Origin of the sequence: Inediibacterium massiliense (assembly GCF_001282725.1) — a bacterium.
Taxonomy (GTDB): domain Bacteria; phylum Bacillota; class Clostridia; order Peptostreptococcales; family Thermotaleaceae; genus Anaerophilus; species Anaerophilus massiliensis.
On record NZ_LN876587.1, the window covers coordinates 1,559,495 to 1,578,134 of the forward strand.

An 18,640-nucleotide genomic window follows, 5' to 3' on the forward strand; every position below is an offset into this window, starting at 1 on the left:
TCTCCTTAAGTTTTTGTATATGCTTATTTTACAAATTATACCCTGCCATAAATCCTTCATGTACTGCATGATAGATTCTTCCTACTGTATTTGCATCTCCTATAACTTTTACATGATTAAAATTTTTCTTGATCTCTTCTACTATTGTATCATTAGGCTTGACTCCCATAGATAAAACTACATGATCTATCTCCTTTTGAACGATTTTATCCTCAATGATATTTCTAATCATTATTTTTCCATCTATTATTTTTTCTAATTTATGATTTGGAATCATCTCTACATTATATTTTTTTAATCTTTTAATCATATCTAACCGATTGGGGGTATAGATTCCTTGTCCAATTTTATGAAGCATTTCAATAATAAAAACTTGATTTCCTCTTTTCCCTAAAAATTCTCCTACTTCAAGTCCACTCATTCCTGAACCTATAATAGCAATTTTTTTATTTTTTAATTCTATTTCTTCTTTTAATATTTCTTCTATCGTATAAACATTTTCTTTGTCTATTCCTTCTATATTATATTTTAGAGACATTCCTCCTGTAGCGATACATACTGCATAGAGATTTAACTTTTTAATATTTTGCAAAGTAGCTTTTGTGTTTAATTTTATTGGAATATGAAGTCTTTTCATTTCATTTGTCATATAATCTATAAGCCATGTAATCTTTTCTTTATGTGGAGGTTTATTGGCCAACTGAAGCTGTCCTCCTATTTTGTCTTTCATTTCAAATAATACAAGTTCAAATCCTCTTAAAGATAAAACCTTAGCAGCTTCTATTCCAGATGGACCTGCCCCTATAACTGCTACTACTCTTTTTTGTCCATCTTTTTTTATATTTAAGTATTTTGTTTCTTTTCCAGCCATAGGATTGACTGCACACTCCATCCTTTTTCCATGTAGTACAGATTCAATACAATGAAGACAAGAAATGCAAGGTCTTATAGGAATTTTGGAATTAAATTTTAGTTTATGTACCCAATAAGGATCTGCAATCAACCCTCTTCCTAAAGCTACAAAATCAACGACTCCTTCTTTTAAAACTTTCTCTGCAAAGGATGGCTTTCTAATCACCATAGCTCCAATTACAGGAATATGTACTTGCTCTTTTACTGCTTTGATCAAAGACTTTCTCCATCCTTGGGGATAAGAAATAGGTTCAATGATTGTATTGGTAGTAGCATAAACTCCAGAAGATACATTGATAGCATCTATTCCTAAACTCTCTAGATATTTAGAAATCTTTACTCCTTCTTTTATATCAATACCTTCTTCATATATTCCAAATTCGTGTAAAAACTCATCTACAGATATTCTCACACTCATTGGATAATCCACTCCACAATTTTCTTTAATTCCTTTTATGATCTCCGTAATAAACCTCATACGATTTTCAAAACTTCCTCCATATACATCTTTTCTTTTATTTGTATATGGACTTAAAAATTGGTTAATTAAATAACCATGAGCACCATGTAATTCGACTCCATCCATACCAATAGTTTTCAGTCTTACGGCTCCTTTTACAAAATCCTTTACTATATTTTTTATCTCTTCTATAGAGAGTTCTCTTGGTTCTTCTCTACAAGCTATACAAGCAATTGGACTTGGAGCAACTACTTGCCTTCCTCCATTGAGTGATGAAAAAGTTTGTCTCCCTGGATGGGCTATTTGAGCAAATACCCTTGTATCATATTTATGAACTCTATCTACTAGCTTTTTCAAATATTTCATATTTCCATCATGAGCTATAGATAATTGATTAGCTTCAATAGTACCATGCTCATCATTTATTTTTAATGCTCCTAACATAATCAGTCCTACTCCACCCTTTGCTCTTTCCTCATAGTAAGCAATGGTCTCATGAGTTGGATTTCCATTTTTATCTCCTAATCCTACACTCATTGGAGACATAACTACTCTATTTTTTACAAAAACATTCCCTATCTTTCCTTTTGAAAATATATTTTCATATTTCAAAATCTATCCACCTTCTTTTTGTGCTGATTGATGTATTCAAATAAAATATATACAATACTTAAACATTTTCTTTTTGACGAATACCAATGCCCATGATTATAAAATTTATCATCCATATTTTTCATAATACATTTAATCTACATTATTTCACATCTATCTTATTTTTAAAAGACCCTATAATCATAATATAAAGGATTTCTCCATATTTTATAGAATTCTTATTCATAAACCATTAAGGACGGTGATTGAATGTATTCTATCAAAGAAGTAGATGAATTAAAAATTACAACTCTTGTAGAAAATCAAGCACCATTTTCTTCTCCATTGCTTGCTCAACATGGCCTTTCTTTTTTATTAGATATTGTTTCTAATGATACAAAGAAAAGAATTTTATTTGATGTAGGACCATCCTCTCAAACTCTGCTTTATAATATGAAACTACTTCAAATAGATCCTAAAAGTATAGATATGATTTATTTGTCTCATTGTCATTATGATCATACAACAGGACTTGTAGGGATTTTAAAAGAAATGGACAAGGAAACTCCTATCATCGCTCATCCTTCTTTATTTAGAGATACTTATTCTTCTAAACCTTTTATTCATAGTATAGGTATATCTTATGAAAATAGAAAAGAAGAAATAGTAAAATATAAAGGAAAACTTGTATTAGTTAACAAACCTTTTTCACTCATGGAAGGAGTTCTATCTACTGGTGAAATAACAAGAACTACAGATTTTGAAAAAAATTATCCAAATATGTATAAAATTGATGATGGTGAACTTGTTCCTGATATTATGTTAGATGATCAATCTCTCATCATCAATATAAAAGATAAAGGCCTTGTCATTATCTCTGGATGTAGTCATTCAGGAATTGTAAATATTATTCATCATGCTATAAACATTACAAATATTTCTCATATTTATGGAATCATAGGAGGTCTTCATCTTGCTTCATCTAATATGGAAACCCTTGAAAAAACAGTAGATGCTCTGACAAATACAAATATTGAATGTCTTTATGCAGGTCATTGTACTGGATTTAATGCTCTTTCAAATTTATCTCAATCCTTTGGAGATAAATTTGAACCTTTATCTGTTGGAAAGGAAATAAAAATAGGAAAAAAGTAGTCATTCTACTCTTTTCCTATTTTTCTAAATTTATCGTATCTTTCATTTAAAAGTAATGTATGATCTAGTTTAAATAAATCATCAATTTCTTTTACAATGTATTCTTTCATTTGATTCGCTACAAAATCTATATCTTTATGAGCTCCTCCTAAAGGTTCTTCAATTACATGATCAATCACTTTTAAATCTAATAGATCTTTTGCCGTAAGCTTCATCATATCTGCTGCTTTTTCAGCTAGTGATGAATCCTTCCAAAGAATACTTGAAAGTCCTTCTGGAGATATAACAGAATAAATGGAATTCTCAAGCATACATACTCGATCTCCTACCCCTAATGCCAATGCTCCTCCACTTCCACCTTCTCCTATAACAATACAAATGATAGGAGTTTTTAATTGACTCATTTTTAGTATATTGATGGCTATTGCTTCTCCTTGCCCTCTTTCTTCTGCTTCTATTCCACAATAAGCTCCTGGGGTATCTATAAATGTAATAATAGGTCTTTTAAATTTTTCTGCTTGCTTCATAAGTCTTAAAGCTTTTCTATACCCTTCTGGATGAGCCATTCCAAAATTTCTTTGAATATTTTCATTTGTATCTTTTCCTTTTTGATGACCTATGATGGTAACGGGTATGTGATCAATCATTCCGATTCCACCAATAATTGCAGAATCATCTTTATAAAATCGATCTCCATGAAGTTCCATAAAGGATGATGTAATTTTTTGTATATAATCTAAAGTAGTAGGTCTTTTAGGCATTCTTGCAATTTTTACTCTCTGCCAAGGATTTAGATTAGAATAAGCATCTTTTTTCATTTGAATTAATTTATCTTTTAAAATATCTATTTCATTAGAAAGATTGATTTCATTTTCTTTTGAGAAATTTTCTAACTCTACAATTTTTGATTCTAGTTCTAAAATAGGCTTTTCAAAGTCTAGGATACTATTCATGATCTTCACCTCCTACTTTATGAATGAATAATATGTCATACAAAACTTTCTTCATATCTTTTCTATGAACAATTTCATCCACAAATCCCTTTTCCTTTAAAAACTCAGATCTTTGAAACCCATCTGGAAGCTTTTGTCTTATGGTTTGCTCAATAACTCTTGGTCCTGCAAAGCCTACCAACGCTTTAGGTTCTGCTAATATAATATCTCCAAGCATAGCAAAGCTTGCTGTTACTCCTCCAGTAGTAGGGTCTGTTAAAACAGGTATATACAATAACCCTTCCTCTCCTAATCTTCCCAATGCAGCAGAAGTCTTTGCCATCTGCATCAAAGACAATATGCCTTCTTGCATTCTTGCACCCCCTGATGCACAAAATATGACTACAGGAAGTCTTTGAGCTATAGCTTTTTCAATAGCTCTTGTAATTTTTTCACCTACTACACATCCCATACTTCCCATCATAAAATTTGAATTCATGGCACAAATAATAAGAGATAATTCATTTATTTTTCCTTCTCCTGTAATAACACCTTCTGATTCATTGCTTTTTTCCTTCGCACTTTTAACTTTTTCTTCATATCCTTCAAATTTTAGTGGATCAAAGCTCATCATATCTTTGTCATATTCTATAAAGCTATTTTCATCTAATAAAGCTTTGATTCTCTCTCTTGGGCCTATTCTAAAATGCTCTCCACAAATAGGACAAGTATATAAATTATTTTTTATATCTTCTTTTGATATTTTTTTTAAGCAACCCTTGCACTTTATAAAAGCTTCATCTTCTAATTCTTCTTGTATATTCTCAACAGGCTTTTTTATAGGCATACTTATCTTTTTTCCCTCTTCATTTTCATATAAATGAACAGTTGCATACTTTTTTTTTCGAAATAAATCTTGTAACATATTCTAATCTCCCCTATACCAATACTACTTCATCATTTCTTTTCCGATAAAAGAAGTATCTATTTCATTTTTTAAGAACTTCTCATGATTTAAAATTTTTCTTTGAAAATCTATATTTGTATGAATTCCTAAAATAACCGTTTCATCTAGCGCTCTTTTCATTCTACAAATAGCTTCTTGTCTATCTTTTCCCCAAACAATTAATTTTCCAATCATAGAATCATAAGTAGATGGAATTTTGTATCCACTATAAATATGACTATCCATACGAATTCCATTTCCTCCTGGAATAAAATAATCTGTAATCACACCAGGAGAAGGAGCAAAATTGTTATTTGTATCTTCTGCATTGATTCTACATTCTATAGCATGACCATTTATTTTGATGTCTTCTTGGGTAAAAGTTAATTTTTCTCCATCAGCAATTTTGATTTGCTCTTTAATAAGATCTATTCCTGTAATATATTCTGTAATCGGGTGTTCTACTTGAATTCTTGTATTCATTTCTATAAAATAATAATTTTTATGCTTATCTAACAAAAATTCAATAGTTCCTGCACTTACATACTCCACAGCTTTAGCTGCTTTTATAGCCATATCTCCCATTTCTTTTCTAAGTGAATCATCAATTAAACTACAAGGAGCTTCCTCTAACACCTTTTGATTTCTTCTTTGAAGTGAACAATCTCTTTCTCCTAAATGAACCACATTTTTATGTTCATCTGCTAAAATTTGAAACTCTATATGTCTTGGCTCTTCAATATATTTTTCTATATACATAGAATCATCATCAAAAGCAGCTTTGGATTCTGATTTTGCCATGTTGAAAAAATTTATAAAATCTTTTTCATCATAAACAAGTCTCATTCCTCTTCCACCACCGCCACTAACAGCTTTAATCATCACAGGAAATCCAATCTCTTTAGCTACTTCTAAAGCTTTATAAGGATCATTTGTAGCATCCTTTGATCCTGGAACAACAGGTACACCTGCTTGTATCATTGTTTTTCTAGCTTCTGCTTTATCTCCCATTCTTTTTATATGTTCTTCTCTAGGTCCTATAAGCTTAATCCCATATTCCTTACACATTTTCGCAAGTTGAATACTTTCTGATAAAAATCCATATCCAGGATGAATAGCTTCTGCTTTTGTAATGATTGCTGCACTAATAATATTTTTTATATTTAAATAGCTTTTAGAAGAAATAGCAGGACCTATACATATAGCCTCATCTGCCATATGTACATGAAGGGAATCTTCATCAATTTGTGAATGCACTGCTACTGTTTTTATTCCTAATTCTTTACATGCTCGAATAATTCTTAGAGCAATCTCTCCTCTATTGGCAATTAATATCTTTTGAAACATAATTTTACCTCCTAATCCTCATAAGAGGTTGTCCATATTCTACAAGATCTTCATTTTTAACTAATATTTCTACTATTTGCCCCTCTTCTTCACTCTGAATTTCATTCATAATCTTCATAGCTTCTATAATACAAAGAGGCTCTCCTTTTGTTACAGTATCTCCTACACTTACAAATGGATCTGCATCTGGGCTTGGACTCATATAAACTACTCCCACAATAGGAGATTTTACAATATATGTATCATCTGTATTGATTTCTATTTTTTCATCCTCTTCTACAGATGGATTCATTTGAGTTTTTACTTCTTGCATTTCATTTGTTTTATAAGTACAATCCACATCTATACCTTTTGAAATACTAATTTTAATATCTTTTTGTTCTATATCTACCTTTTGAATACTTGTTTTGTCTATAGTCAATAATAATTCTTTTATATCTTGAATATTCATAGATCTGCCTCCTAGGTTTTACTTGGTTTTATTATCTGGTACTAATATATGGTGCTATTATATCATATAAAACCATTTAAAATCAATTTTACAAATTTATAGAATGAATGACCTAATTTCATTTTTTTCATTCATTTCATTTTATTTCTAGAGTCAGTATAAATTTTAATTGTTTTCTTCATAAAAAAAACAAGAGATTTCTCTCTTGCCAGACTGCTGACAAACTATCTTTTAGCAAAGTCATAAAAACAAGGAACATTTATTGAGAATTTAGTGACGTTTTTTATGACTTTGTCTACAAACTCACAAGACATTTCTCTCTTGCCCTCATTTGTCTTGATATAATGTTATAGTTCTTCCAAAATATTTTTCTTCTCCTGTATCTCCATCAAATACCTTGCTATACAAAACTCCATTTATATCCATTTGTACTTCATATTCTAACTTTCCTTCTGTATTTCTAATCAAAATACATTTTTTAATAAAATCTTTTTGATTTATTTTAGAGAGTATTTCATCTTTATTATATTTAGGAGTAGGTATATTTTCATTAGTTAAAACATTCTCTATATAAAATGAATGTACATCTCCGTTTTGTCTAAGTCTTAGTGCAAAGTTTCTTGTTTCATCATAAATATTGCCTATCTTTTTTATATAGTAATATTCCTTTTCTTCAACGTCTTTAGGTTCATATAATTCATTTATATCTTTTGTAGTTTTTACATAAGTATCATCATAAAATTTGCTTATGATTTCATCTGCTATTTTATTTAACTTTTCTTCTGAAAAAACTCTTTTATCTTCTAAGTAACTTCCTAAATTAATAGATACTCTATTGTATTTCTTATCATATTCTACATGATAATAGGTATGCTCTCTTAGACGGATACGATTAAATATATACTTTGTAGGATCATCTTGACTTTTTTCATCAAAGGATAATTCTACATCTACTGGAAGGCCTTTATCTACAATTTCCTGGGTAATTTTTTGAGCTGTTTTTAAATCTATTGGATTTTCTACTTTTTCCGTTTGTTCTCTTTGATCATAAGATTTCAAAATACTATATTTTTCATTTTTTAATATTTCATCTGCCTTTTTTGAAAAATCAATATAACCATTTTTTATTGTTTTTCTATAATTATTAATATTTACATTAGAATTTTTATATAAACGAAGTAACTCTTTATTATATAAAAATAATGCATTCAAATACTTTTTTTCTTCTTCATTTATATCATCATCTTTTAATGCAAATTGTATATAATCATTTGCATTATATAATATATCTATATATCTATCTTGGGTAGATATATCTTTTTTATCAAAAACATACTCATTAGACATTCTAAAATCCCATAAAATTTTTTGACTTATAATAGGATCATTTATTATTTTTTTATATTCTTTAGGATTAGAAATCAATATCTTTGCAATGGAATCATTCATATTTTTCAATCCTCTTTCAAAATCCTCAAAGTCATCATATAAATTGTTCTTAATATATCGATTCATCTCTTTATATTCTTCTGTTCCATACTGTATTCCAAATTGTAATGTGACTAAGACAATAAATAACAAAACTTTTTTCAATTTATTTTTCATATTCTCCCCCTGTGTAACCAATATTTATAATACATTATAAAATTTTACTTATTTTTTATGATTCTACATTATTTTTCAACAATCCTTCTTTAGGAATACCAATAATAAATTTACATCCCTTTTGATTACTTTTATCTATTTTTATATCTCCTCCATGTTTTTGTATGATTTTTTTAGTAATGGAAAGCCCTAATCCTGTACCTCCATATTTTGTATTTCTTGATATATCTCCCTTTACAAATGGTTCAAATGCTGTATGTAAAATTTCATTAGGAATTCCTACCCCATCATCTTGAATAATCAATATAGCTTGATCTTTTTCTTCTTTTATTTTTATACTAAGGGTTGTTTTCTCTCCACTATGACGAATACTATTGATAATTACATTGCTGATGGCTCTTTCAAGCTTTTGAATATTGATTTTACAAAAGACTGGCTCATTAGGAATCTCAAATAAATACTTCATATGATGATCTTCTAACTCTTGAATAAAACTAATTAGCATTCTTCTCATAAATTCACATAAATCTTTTTGTTCCATTACAAAATCATGATCGATCTCCATTTGAGACAATTCAAACAAATCTTGGATCAAGTTATTTGCACGATTGCTATTATTTACAATAATATCTATATAATTTTTCATATCAAAAGATAAATCTTCACAAGTTAAAAGTGTCTGAGCATATCCTAATATGTTTGTGAGAGGAGTTTTTAGATCATGGGATATATCTAATACCAACCTTTTTCTATTTTCTTCAGCTTTTTCTCTTAAACTCATTTCTTCATGAATTTTGTCTGTCATTTTATTGATTGCATTCTTTAATAATCCTAATTCATTTTTTTCTTCAAACTCTATTTTATGAAAATAATCTCCCTTACTAATAATGGCTACCCCTTCTAACAAATGATTAATAGGTTGCACAAGCTGAATAGAAGTAACCTTTGCATAAAGTACCATAGCTACAATTAAACTAATCATAAAAAAACTAGCTGTAACAATAAATATATCTATAAAATTCTCAGGTGGAGGAAGATACATAAGTAAAAATTCATCTTTTCCTTTAGGATAATAAACATCAAACCCATAATAATCTTTAAAAATCATTTGATTAAATTTCTTTTTTGTATATTGATATCCTATCTTATGTGGACTATGAAAAGATTTGACAATAGTAAAATCACTATCTATATATTCTAAATAGCTGCCTTCTGGCAATACCTCTAACTCAAATGCTTTTTGCATTCCATATTGATTCATATTTTTATAGATTCGTTCCATATCAATAGGTGATGTTTCATACATAGAATGTACATATAAATAATTTGCAATAAATGTAAGCCCAATAATCACAAGAAGTAATCCAAACAAAAAGATATAATTGATTAAAAATTGTCTAGATATGCTATTTGCATTGAATATTTTAAATCTATTTTTTATATTCGTCATAGACTTTCTCCATCTTATACCCTATTCCTTTGATAGTTTTTAAATATTTTGGTTTTTTAGGGTTATCTTCAATTTTATCTCTTAAATGACTAATATGTACCATAATGGTATTGTTATCTCCATAATAAACATCTTCCCAAACCATCTCATATAGCTGTTCTTTTGTATAAATATTTCCTGGATACTTCATAAATACAGATAATATTTTAAATTCCTTTGGATTTAAAACAATAGGTATTCCTCTTTTCTTCACAATATAATGTGGCAAATCTAGTGTAATTTCTCCATTTTTTAAAATATCGTTTTCCTTTTTATTGGAATATTTCATATATCTTCTTAATTGCGCCTCTACTCTTGAGATCATTTCCATAATACTAAATGGTTTGACTACATAATCATCTGCTCCTAGTCTAAGTCCTAATACTTTATCCATCTCATCATTTCTAGCAGTCAAAAAAATGATAGGTACCTCACTATCTTTTCTAATTTCACTCAATAAATGAAATCCATCTATTTTAGGCATCATCACATCTAAAATACATAGATGAATATTCTCTTTTTGAAAAATATTTAATCCTTCTAGTCCATCGAATGCTTGAAAAACATTGTATCCCTCTTTTGATAAATGTAGCTGTAATAGATTATTGATATCTGCTTCATCTTCTACTACTAAAATATTAATACTCATCTATAGTCCCCTTTCTATTTACCATTATTATAATACAAAATAATCAAATCCCTATATACATTTTTAAGTTTTATTTAAGATTTCTTTAAGCTTTACTTTATTTTTCGTATATATAATTGAACTATGAAATCTCAATATATTTTAAGGGGGACCTATCATGAAAAATAAAAAACATTTACTGCTTTTGTCTATCTTAGTAGGACTTATGGTATTTTGTACTGGTATATGGACAAGCGCTAAACAAATACAATCTAACCAAGCTCTTCATTCCCAAAAAAACTCCGAAGAATATGACCCACTTACCTTTGAGGAATATATGGAAGAAGATATCAATCTATTAAATGAAAAAGAAAAAATTCAATTAAAATCATTATATGATCAAGTTATAGAAAAAGATAAAAAAGAAGACTTCGATGAATCTAATAAGCTTTGGGATGAATTTTGTAATGAATTGAGAAAAACAAAGGTTCCAGTGATCGATAGAGATTTAAAAGATTTTATAGAAGCTCATAAAGGAGAATTTACTCAAAAAGATTATGAAAATATAAATAAGCTTTATGAAAAAACTGAAAAATATGAAGACTATCTAGATCAGTTATCTGAAGAAGAAACAGAAGAAATAGAAAAGACAGAAGAAAGAATAGATCAAATTTGGGATGAAATTGAAAAAATTCTAACACCTATGGGATATGATTTAGATGAAATCATGGATCATATCTATAATGAAAATATATTTATTGCCTTATATAATATCAAGCATAATCAAATTCAATATAAACCTATTAATAAACATAAAATAAATGAATTATCATCAGAAGATATAAGCAATCATAAAATCTTATGGAATGAGGCAAAAAAAATATTTCCTCCAGAATATTTAAACCGAATTATAAACTTTGAAATCAATACAGATGGAAGAGATGGAATATTGGCTCATGTTATTGAAGCAGATGATATAAGTAAAACATGGAGACTTGCTTTAGATATAAAAGATTCTATCTATAAAAATGGAACTTTCAAAGAAGGACTTCATCACACACTGGTTCATGAATTGTGTCACATTATTACTTTAAATGATACTCAATTAACAGATGAATTTAATGAAGATGATCCTACTTACACAACAGATGAAATTATACTTACAAAAGACTCTTACTTAAATCAATTTTATAATGAATTTTGGACAAATATTTATGAAGAATGGCAAATAGCAAATGAGCCAAAAGAAAATGAACGTGGTCAAGATAAAGCTTTAGAAGCTTTTTATGAAAAATACAAAAGCCAATTTGTTTCAGAATATGCTACTACAAGTCCAGAAGAAGACATTGCAGATAGCTTTATGGAATTTGTTATGAATGACCAACCTAAAGGAAATACAATTGCTGAAAAGAAAATGTTATTCTTCTACAATTTTGAGGAATTAGTAAAAATAAGAGAAAAAATAAGATCTCGTTTATTCTAACAAAAATCGCATGTTAAAGTTTAACATGCGATTCTTTTAGTTTCCTACTCCAAAATCTGTGTTATGGTACAAAACTTCTATATTGGGGTTTTCATTTAAAAATTGATAATTTTCTATAAACCAATGAACTAATTCTTCATCTCTTTGAAGTTTGCATGTATTTGGAATAAATACATTAATAGTCGCATGATCAAAATATTTTAATGCAATCTCTATATCTTTGTGGATCATTTCCTTTGTTTGTCCTTTGATTCCTACCATCAAACAAGGTGAATCAAAATATTTTTTTACTTCCTCTGGATTTTTAAAATGTGCATTTTTATTTAAAACTTTATTTCTAAAATCATCGTCAAAGGTTTCTATTCCTATTTTAAATACAATAGGAATTTGAAAAAAATCTCTCATTTCATTTAATCTATTTTTATAACACCAATGACTTTCTAAAAATAATTTTTCAATTTTCTTTTCATAAATGACTTCTCTTATTTTTTTAAATGTATCCTTTGGAAGTTCAAAACAACTACCTGAATTGATGACTTCTAGTACTTTATATTTTCCTGTAACATTTTTTAAAACTTCAAAATTAAGTTTATTCATATCTTTTTCATCTTCTGAATTGTCTAATATATAATCACAAAAGCTACATTTACCCCATATACAATGAAATCCTTTCAAAAGCACAATCTCTCTTTTGTTTTTATTCTCAATCACACTATATCGATCCATATTTAACTCCTTATAATCTTTTCTTTTATATTTTGAGGAATTCCCATAGTCATAGGAAGTACCAAAGCTACTGCTATAAACTTATCTAAATAATCTGTTAAAAATTGTACAACAAATACACTGATGACTTTATTTATTCCTATATTGGATAAAAATGCTACAATATAAGAAGATCCTGATGAAGTCACTCCATCAAATACAAAAGCTGCAATGATGGCCCCTACTAAAGATGAAAAAATAGAAACTATTAAAACCCCTATAGGCATCTTAATTTTTTTCATCCATCCCTTTTGAAATAAAATACCACTTAACAAACCTACAAAAATTTGAACAGGTGAAAAATATAAAGAATAAATATCAAAAGTTATGCCACTTACCAAACTTCCACATACCCCTGTCAATATTCCATAATATGGTCCTAATACAGCTGAGACCATAATAGTTCCTATAGAATCTAACAAAATAGGAAGTCTTAAATTTAAAGCTATAAAAGCACCTATTATATTTAATGCTACTCCTAATCCTACAACACTTACATGAAATGGTTTTATTTTCTTCATCCTATTTTTCTTCTCCTTTTCTCATATTTGAGAACAGGGCTTTTTAACAACAAAAAAAGCCGTCCCTAAGGATACAGCTATACTGTAAAATATAAATCCTTAGTTTTTTATACTGGGAGTTCTCGAACCAGTCCTACCTCATAGTAGATTTATGGACTTACCTATTTAATTTACTTCATTATTATATCATATTTTTTAAAAATAAAAATCTCTTTGTAAATACAAAGAGATTTTAAGCGATACACCCTATTTTATTTTGAAGAAAATTCATAAAATTTTTCTTCATGAAAATACTATTATGCATATTTCCATAAATATGATACAACTCTTGTTGAGACATTTCTATTTCTTCTTCTATCACTTCTATAAACTCACAATCTTTTAAGATATGATCTAGAATCTCTATAGGCTGAAAGAAAATATTCATATATAATACATTTTCTTTATCATTCCATATAGAATTAAATTTTTTACAAAATTTCTTAATTTTATTTTTGCAAGCCTCTTCCTCTACATCCCAATATAATCTTAATTCTTTTATCATTTCCTCCATGATTTGTAGATCATATGTATTCACGTTTTTTTCTTGAATATAGCCAATTAATTCTTCACTAGAACATATGGGCGTAATAATGTTTTCTAAATCTTTATTTAATATATAGTAAAAAGCTGTTGGCAAATAAATATATTGCAAAAATCCTAAAATAGACTTCATATCTGGATAACAAGCCCAATTATTGTCTAATACATTTCTTTTATAATCAATAATTGTTGTATTAATAAATATAGAATTTTTCTTCTTATGAGCATTCATAAAATATGAATTCCATATATCTTTTTTGTGAATTAGCATATTTTCCCAATAATAATGACTATTGTATTTACACATGATCTTTCACCCTCATTCCTAGAAAAAATAAAGAATTCTTCATTTCGATTATTTAGAGAATAACTCTATCACTGCAACTTCATTGACTTCTATAGGAATTTCTTCTCTATTTGGAATATTTACAAGTTGTCCACTAAAATTTTCATAATTCTTTTCTATATAAGGAAGTTCAAAAGTTCTTAACTCTAAAAAATTATTTTGAAACATTTCATTTTTCTGATATTTTTCTCTTAAGGATACTTCCTCCCCTACCTTTACGATATAAGAAGGAATATCTACTTTTTTTCCATTTACTAAAATATGTCCATGGTTCACCATCTGTCTTGCTTGACGTATAGAATTTGCAAAGCCTATTCTATATACTAAATTATCTAATCTACATTCTAATATTTTAAGCAATGCAACCCCTGGATTTTCTTTACTTTTCATTGCCTCTTGTACATACCTTTTAAATTGTCTTTCAAGTACTCCATAATATGCTTTGATTTTTTGCTTTTCAATTAATTGTACTCCATATTCTGATAATTTTTTATGTGCTACTACTCCTCTTTTTAATGCTTTAGGATGGCCATAAATATTTACTCCTAATCTTCTACTTAATTTAAATCTAGGCCCCATTATTTTTGCCATTTTAAACATCCTCCTAAATAATCTAAAATTTGCCGCGGTATATGTCTACGTATTTTAGTATAACATTTTTGATAATGATTATCAATATCGTTGCGTGTCTAATTACTTAAAGAATAAAAAATACCCATGTTTTATCAAAAACATGGGTATTTCTTATTCTTCAAGTAGCTTTTTTCCATAATATATACTTTTTCCTTTTTCATCAAAAACTGCATAATACTTTTTATGATTATATTTTAAATATCTTCGGAAATACTAATACAGAAAACAAATATATATTTATAGGAGGATTTAAATGATTAAAAAAAGAGCAGAAGAAATTTTAAATGGAAATGATCATATTGAAGTTCTTTATAAAGGAAACTCTGTTTGGTTAACAAATATGAATAGTAATCAAATGATGGATGTAAAAGTTTTAGAAAATAATAAAAATATTACAGTCCCTATTTCAGACTTACAAGAAACAGGAAGAGAACTTAAATAAGTTTAAGCCTCTCTTATGAAATTCATAAGAGAGGCTTTTCTAAATTTTTTGTATAAATACTACTTTTAAATAATTTCCTTCCTCAAATTCTTTAATGGTTTTAAAATCAAATGGAAGGGAATACTCTTCTAAAATCTTGTATTTTTCATTCATCTCTCCAAATGCAGTATGAATAAATCCTTTAAATTTATTCATGTCAAAAGTCGCACAATTAGTAGACGCTACAATTACTCCTTGCTCTTTTGTAATTGCGATGGCATTTTTCAAAAGATCTTTATAATCCTTTCCTGCACTAAATTTAAAATTTTTAGATTTGGCAAAGCTTGGAGGATCTAAAATCACCATATCAAATTTCAATTCTTTTTTTACTGCATATTTAAAATAGTGAAATACATCTTCTACGACAATATCATGAGCTTCATAGTCTATTTCATTGATACTAAATTGTTCAATTGTCTTACTCAAGCTTCTATTTGCAAGATCTACACTCGTAGTCTTTTTTGCTCCTCCTAAAGCTGCAAAAACAGAGAAGGCTCCTGTATAAGAGAAAGTATTTAAAACTGTTTTTCCTTTTGCATATTGATCTTTTATTCTTTTTCTAACATTTCTTTGATCTAAGAATACCCCTACCATAGCTCCTTCATTTAAGTATATGGCAAAATTCACTCCATTTTCTTTTACAATAATAGGAAATGTTCCTCTTTCTCCTATGACAAACCCATCTTCTTCTATATATTTACCATCCTCAGCAAATCTTTTTTTCTGATAAATTGCTTTAAAAGGGACTAATTTTTTTAATGCCTGTATTACATCTTCTTGAAACTGATAAATTCCTTTACTATACCAGTTGATTAAATAATATTCATTATAATAATCAATAGTAAAGCCTCCAATTCCATCTCCCTCTCCATTAAATACTCTAAAAGCATTTGTATGAGGATCATTATAAAGACCTGTTCTTTGATTTAGGGCTTTAGATATTTTATTTCCAAAAAAATTTTCATTAATTTTTTCATTTTCTTTTAAAGTTAAAATCCAGCCATATCCTTTATTTTGTTTTCCATAATAGCCTCTAGCAATAAATTTATTTTTTTCATCTATGAGCTTTACCAATACACCTTCTTCTTTTAAATCTCCTATATTCATAATCGCTTCTTTAAAAATTAATGGATATCCCTTTTTAAATTTGTTGACAAACTTTGATTTTACCTTTAAAGATACTTCTTGTCTCATTTTTTTCATCCTATCTATTTTTTCATTTTTATTTTTTCTATTTATCGTACAAATATTATTATACATAATATCTCAGACTGTTTACAAAGTATATTATAGCAAAGTCATAAAAATTAGGAACAATTATTAAGAATTTGTGAAAATATAGAATAAGTGAGAAAATGTTTGCATTACACTGTTTGAGCATAGCGAGTTTGTAATGCTATTTTCGATCGTTTCTTCATATTTTCCAAATTTGAAAATCAGTGACGTTTTTTATGATTTTGTTTATAAAATCAAATATTATTATACATAATATCTATTGTTTGATTATACATTTCTTTATACTGCATCCTTTGAATATCTAATTCTAAATTTTGTCCTATTCCTTCAAATACAAGAGTTCTTTTATGTGTGTTTTTATTATATTCATCAGAAATAGTCTTTTGAAGAGATACTTTTTTCTCATCTATCATCAATTTTACCTTTGATAAAATTACATCTTCTCTTGTAGTAATGGTTACAAAAGTCTTTTCTTCTGATTGAGAAACTTCATTGATTATAATATCTTTATTCAATACTTTAAAAGATTTGTTTTTATTATTTTGTTGAATCTTTATTTTTTCATTCACATCGTAATCTGCTTCTAAGCTTATAAATTTCATTTGAATTTTATTAAGATCTACTACAATAGGATCATAATCCTTATGAAATTTGATTCCATCTTTGTCTGTTCTGATTCCTGAACTTTGCTCCCTAATTTTTTTGTCATTTACAATTAATTCTAACTCTATTTGACTGGGTCTAAATCTTTTTTGAGTCATATGATCGATAGCTAATTCTATTGGATTTTGAATAGTTCCTTCAATACGTGTCATAGTTTTAGAAGCCAAAATAGAATCAATGCTTATTTGACCTTTGTCTATTTTCACTTTTTTATAAATGTCTTTTTTTAAAGTATGACCCATAGCTTTATCTTTGTCTAGGGTAAAAGTAATTTCTCCTTCTTCTTGATGATCTATATCTTTTTTCATGAATAATGTAAATGTCCATTTTAATTTCTTTTCAAAAATAGAAGGAGATTCAAATGTGTTTATACTCTTCATTTCTGTTTTTTCATCATTTATACTTCCATATCCCCCTTGTGCTTTATAGTCTTCTAATAATCCCTCTATGCTATGAGAAACCAACTCTATCTCATCTACTCTTTTATCTGGATCTTTTACTGTATAAAACATTAAAAGCTGATTATCGTCTAGCATAACCCCATCTAAAGTAACCGTCACTCCATTTTTAAAAGTGTAGCTTTTTTTTATAACCTGACCATTTCCCAATTGATTTAACTCTTTTAAATTAGAATTCATCACTTGATCATATCCGATTAATTTTTTTGTATAAAAAGCTAAAGTATCTATATGGTATCCTCCTAATATGAAAGCAATTAATAATGCAGCCACTTTCATTTTCCATTTTTTCTTGGTTTGTTTATGTGGATATGATTTTTCAAGTGCACTTCTTAATCGATCTTCTAATTCATCTGGTACCTGTAATGTATCTATTTGGGATTTACTTTCTTTTAAAATCTTTTCTATTTCATTCATCTTCTTTCACCTCCAGCATTTTTCTTAATTTTTTTATTCCTATAGAAATACGAGATTTTACTGTTCCTAAAGGTATTTTAAGAATATTCGAAATAGTTTCGTAGTCTAAACCTAAAAAATAACGAAGTTTTATAATTTCTTGATGCTTATGATTTAATCTTGATAAATATTTTTCAATCATAATCTGATCTTCTTTTTCCTCAAACCCACTCTCATAAAATCTATCTTCAACAAAATCTAATGCTATACTTTTTTTGTTCTGCCTTAAAATATTTTTACAACAATTCACCAATATGGTTTTGCTCCAGCTAAAAAAAGCATTTTCTTTTTTTAGCTGGTATATATTTTCATACAATATAACAATCATATCTTCCATTGCATCCATTGCATCTTCACTATTTTTCATATATACATATGCTAATTTATAATAATCGTCTTTTTTAGACATAATCAGCTTGACTAATGCTTCTTGATCTCCTTGTTTTGATTTTTGAACTAGATCTTGTATATCCATGCTCTCACCTCTCTTTCCTATATAA

Annotated in this window: 18 protein-coding genes and 1 riboswitch; of the genes, 3 read left to right on the forward strand and 15 right to left on the reverse strand. The window is 27.8% G+C overall.

What is annotated here, in order from left to right:
* Positions 1 to 28: 28 nt before the first annotated feature.
* Positions 29 to 1,984 carry an oxidoreductase gene (locus BN2409_RS16170; RefSeq protein ID WP_053957630.1) on the reverse strand — a complete coding sequence of 652 codons (1,956 nt, stop codon included), beginning with the start codon at positions 1,982 to 1,984 and terminating at the stop codon, positions 29 to 31.
* 249 nt (positions 1,985 to 2,233) lie between these two features.
* On the opposite strand from BN2409_RS16170, the gene BN2409_RS16175 reads away from it, so the two are divergent.
* A complete protein-coding gene (locus BN2409_RS16175) occupies positions 2,234 to 3,118 on the forward strand; it encodes an MBL fold metallo-hydrolase (RefSeq protein ID WP_053957631.1) in 885 nt (294 codons plus the stop codon).
* Between the two features lie 5 nt (positions 3,119 to 3,123).
* Here BN2409_RS16175 and BN2409_RS16180 read toward each other — a convergent pair whose 3' ends face one another.
* From BN2409_RS16180 to BN2409_RS16210, 7 genes are all read right to left on the reverse strand, one after another.
* A complete protein-coding gene (locus tag BN2409_RS16180; protein WP_053957632.1) occupies positions 3,124 to 4,071 on the reverse strand; it encodes an acetyl-CoA carboxylase carboxyltransferase subunit alpha in 948 nt (315 codons plus the stop codon).
* The gene (gene accD / locus BN2409_RS16185; protein WP_053957633.1) at positions 4,064 to 4,975 is read right to left on the reverse strand and encodes an acetyl-CoA carboxylase, carboxyltransferase subunit beta; all 912 of its coding nucleotides are present in this window, start codon (positions 4,973 to 4,975) and stop codon (positions 4,064 to 4,066) included. Before accD ends, BN2409_RS16180 begins: the two co-directional genes overlap by 8 nt.
* 24 nt (positions 4,976 to 4,999) lie before the next feature.
* Complete coding sequence (locus BN2409_RS16190) at positions 5,000 to 6,343, reverse strand: acetyl-CoA carboxylase biotin carboxylase subunit (RefSeq protein ID WP_053957634.1); 1,344 nt, start codon at positions 6,341 to 6,343, stop codon at positions 5,000 to 5,002.
* A 4-nt stretch (positions 6,344 to 6,347) separates the two neighbouring features.
* Entirely contained in the window at positions 6,348 to 6,794 is a 447-nt protein-coding gene (accB, locus tag BN2409_RS16195) for an acetyl-CoA carboxylase biotin carboxyl carrier protein (protein ID WP_053957635.1), read from the reverse strand.
* Between the two features lie 327 nt (positions 6,795 to 7,121).
* Positions 7,122 to 8,399 carry a hypothetical protein gene (locus tag BN2409_RS16200; protein ID WP_053957636.1) on the reverse strand — a complete coding sequence of 426 codons (1,278 nt, stop codon included), beginning with the start codon at positions 8,397 to 8,399 and terminating at the stop codon, positions 7,122 to 7,124.
* 55 nt (positions 8,400 to 8,454) lie between these two features.
* The gene (locus tag BN2409_RS16205; protein WP_053957637.1) at positions 8,455 to 9,849 is read right to left on the reverse strand and encodes a sensor histidine kinase; all 1,395 of its coding nucleotides are present in this window, start codon (positions 9,847 to 9,849) and stop codon (positions 8,455 to 8,457) included.
* Positions 9,830 to 10,537, reverse strand: coding sequence for a response regulator transcription factor (locus BN2409_RS16210; RefSeq protein WP_330375498.1), 708 nt, complete (start codon positions 10,535 to 10,537; stop codon positions 9,830 to 9,832). The genes BN2409_RS16205 and BN2409_RS16210 overlap by 20 nt, the downstream gene beginning before the upstream one ends.
* Positions 10,538 to 10,694: 157 nt before the next feature.
* On the opposite strand from BN2409_RS16210, the gene BN2409_RS16215 reads away from it, so the two are divergent.
* Entirely contained in the window at positions 10,695 to 11,999 is a 1,305-nt protein-coding gene (locus BN2409_RS16215; protein WP_053957638.1) for a hypothetical protein, read from the forward strand.
* Positions 12,000 to 12,035: 36 nt separating this feature from the next.
* On the opposite strand, the gene BN2409_RS16220 is transcribed toward BN2409_RS16215, so the two are convergent.
* The 4 genes from BN2409_RS16220 to rpsD all read right to left on the reverse strand — a co-directional run bounded on the left by BN2409_RS16220 (position 12,036) and on the right by rpsD (position 14,804).
* Positions 12,036 to 12,725: a radical SAM protein gene (locus BN2409_RS16220; RefSeq protein WP_053957639.1), complete on the reverse strand. Its 690-nt coding sequence runs from the start codon at positions 12,723 to 12,725 to the stop codon at positions 12,036 to 12,038.
* Between the two features lie 2 nt (positions 12,726 to 12,727).
* Positions 12,728 to 13,285 carry an ECF transporter S component gene (locus BN2409_RS16225; protein ID WP_053957640.1) on the reverse strand — a complete coding sequence of 186 codons (558 nt, stop codon included), beginning with the start codon at positions 13,283 to 13,285 and terminating at the stop codon, positions 12,728 to 12,730.
* Between the two features lie 93 nt (positions 13,286 to 13,378).
* A riboswitch (PreQ1 riboswitch) is annotated at positions 13,379 to 13,422 on the reverse strand.
* A gap of 95 nt (positions 13,423 to 13,517) precedes the next feature.
* Positions 13,518 to 14,174 carry a hypothetical protein gene (locus BN2409_RS16230; RefSeq protein ID WP_053957641.1) on the reverse strand — a complete coding sequence of 219 codons (657 nt, stop codon included), beginning with the start codon at positions 14,172 to 14,174 and terminating at the stop codon, positions 13,518 to 13,520.
* Positions 14,175 to 14,222: 48 nt separating this feature from the next.
* Positions 14,223 to 14,804, reverse strand: coding sequence for a 30S ribosomal protein S4 (rpsD, locus tag BN2409_RS16235; protein WP_053957642.1), 582 nt, complete (start codon positions 14,802 to 14,804; stop codon positions 14,223 to 14,225).
* A 295-nt stretch (positions 14,805 to 15,099) separates the two neighbouring features.
* On the opposite strand from rpsD, the gene BN2409_RS16240 reads away from it, so the two are divergent.
* The gene (locus BN2409_RS16240) at positions 15,100 to 15,288 is read left to right on the forward strand and encodes a small, acid-soluble spore protein, H family (protein ID WP_053957643.1); all 189 of its coding nucleotides are present in this window, start codon (positions 15,100 to 15,102) and stop codon (positions 15,286 to 15,288) included.
* 39 nt (positions 15,289 to 15,327) lie between these two features.
* Here BN2409_RS16240 and BN2409_RS16245 read toward each other — a convergent pair whose 3' ends face one another.
* The 3 genes from BN2409_RS16245 to BN2409_RS16255 form a co-directional block, all read right to left on the reverse strand.
* Positions 15,328 to 16,530: a class I SAM-dependent rRNA methyltransferase gene (locus BN2409_RS16245; protein ID WP_330375499.1), complete on the reverse strand. Its 1,203-nt coding sequence runs from the start codon at positions 16,528 to 16,530 to the stop codon at positions 15,328 to 15,330.
* Between the two features lie 266 nt (positions 16,531 to 16,796).
* Positions 16,797 to 18,101: a DUF4179 domain-containing protein gene (locus tag BN2409_RS16250; protein WP_053957645.1), complete on the reverse strand. Its 1,305-nt coding sequence runs from the start codon at positions 18,099 to 18,101 to the stop codon at positions 16,797 to 16,799.
* Positions 18,094 to 18,615: an RNA polymerase sigma factor gene (locus BN2409_RS16255; RefSeq protein ID WP_053957646.1), complete on the reverse strand. Its 522-nt coding sequence runs from the start codon at positions 18,613 to 18,615 to the stop codon at positions 18,094 to 18,096. The genes BN2409_RS16250 and BN2409_RS16255 overlap by 8 nt, the downstream gene beginning before the upstream one ends.
* Between the last annotated feature and the right edge of the window lie 25 nt (positions 18,616 to 18,640).

Excerpts from the sequence above, each read along its gene's own strand:
- BN2409_RS16175 (WP_053957631.1), top strand. The coding sequence starts at position 2,234 with ATGTATTCTATCAAAGAAGTAGATGAATTAAAAATTACAACTCTTGTA.
- BN2409_RS16180 (WP_053957632.1), bottom strand. The coding sequence starts at position 4,071 with ATGAATAGTATCCTAGACTTTGAAAAGCCTATTTTAGAACTAGAATCA.
- accD (WP_053957633.1), bottom strand. The coding sequence starts at position 4,975 with ATGTTACAAGATTTATTTCGAAAAAAAAAGTATGCAACTGTTCATTTA.
- BN2409_RS16190 (WP_053957634.1), bottom strand. The coding sequence starts at position 6,343 with ATGTTTCAAAAGATATTAATTGCCAATAGAGGAGAGATTGCTCTAAGA.
- accB (WP_053957635.1), bottom strand. The coding sequence starts at position 6,794 with ATGAATATTCAAGATATAAAAGAATTATTATTGACTATAGACAAAACA.
- BN2409_RS16200 (WP_053957636.1), bottom strand. The coding sequence starts at position 8,399 with ATGAAAAATAAATTGAAAAAAGTTTTGTTATTTATTGTCTTAGTCACA.
- BN2409_RS16205 (WP_053957637.1), bottom strand. The coding sequence starts at position 9,849 with ATGACGAATATAAAAAATAGATTTAAAATATTCAATGCAAATAGCATA.
- BN2409_RS16210 (WP_330375498.1), bottom strand. The coding sequence starts at position 10,537 with ATGAGTATTAATATTTTAGTAGTAGAAGATGAAGCAGATATCAATAAT.
- BN2409_RS16215 (WP_053957638.1), top strand. The coding sequence starts at position 10,695 with ATGAAAAATAAAAAACATTTACTGCTTTTGTCTATCTTAGTAGGACTT.
- BN2409_RS16220 (WP_053957639.1), bottom strand. The coding sequence starts at position 12,725 with ATGGATCGATATAGTGTGATTGAGAATAAAAACAAAAGAGAGATTGTG.
- BN2409_RS16225 (WP_053957640.1), bottom strand. The coding sequence starts at position 13,285 with ATGAAGAAAATAAAACCATTTCATGTAAGTGTTGTAGGATTAGGAGTA.
- BN2409_RS16230 (WP_053957641.1), bottom strand. The coding sequence starts at position 14,174 with ATGTGTAAATACAATAGTCATTATTATTGGGAAAATATGCTAATTCAC.
- rpsD (WP_053957642.1), bottom strand. The coding sequence starts at position 14,804 with ATGGCAAAAATAATGGGGCCTAGATTTAAATTAAGTAGAAGATTAGGA.
- BN2409_RS16240 (WP_053957643.1), top strand. The coding sequence starts at position 15,100 with ATGATTAAAAAAAGAGCAGAAGAAATTTTAAATGGAAATGATCATATT.
- BN2409_RS16245 (WP_330375499.1), bottom strand. The coding sequence starts at position 16,530 with ATGAAAAAAATGAGACAAGAAGTATCTTTAAAGGTAAAATCAAAGTTT.
- BN2409_RS16250 (WP_053957645.1), bottom strand. The coding sequence starts at position 18,101 with ATGAATGAAATAGAAAAGATTTTAAAAGAAAGTAAATCCCAAATAGAT.
- BN2409_RS16255 (WP_053957646.1), bottom strand. The coding sequence starts at position 18,615 with ATGGATATACAAGATCTAGTTCAAAAATCAAAACAAGGAGATCAAGAA.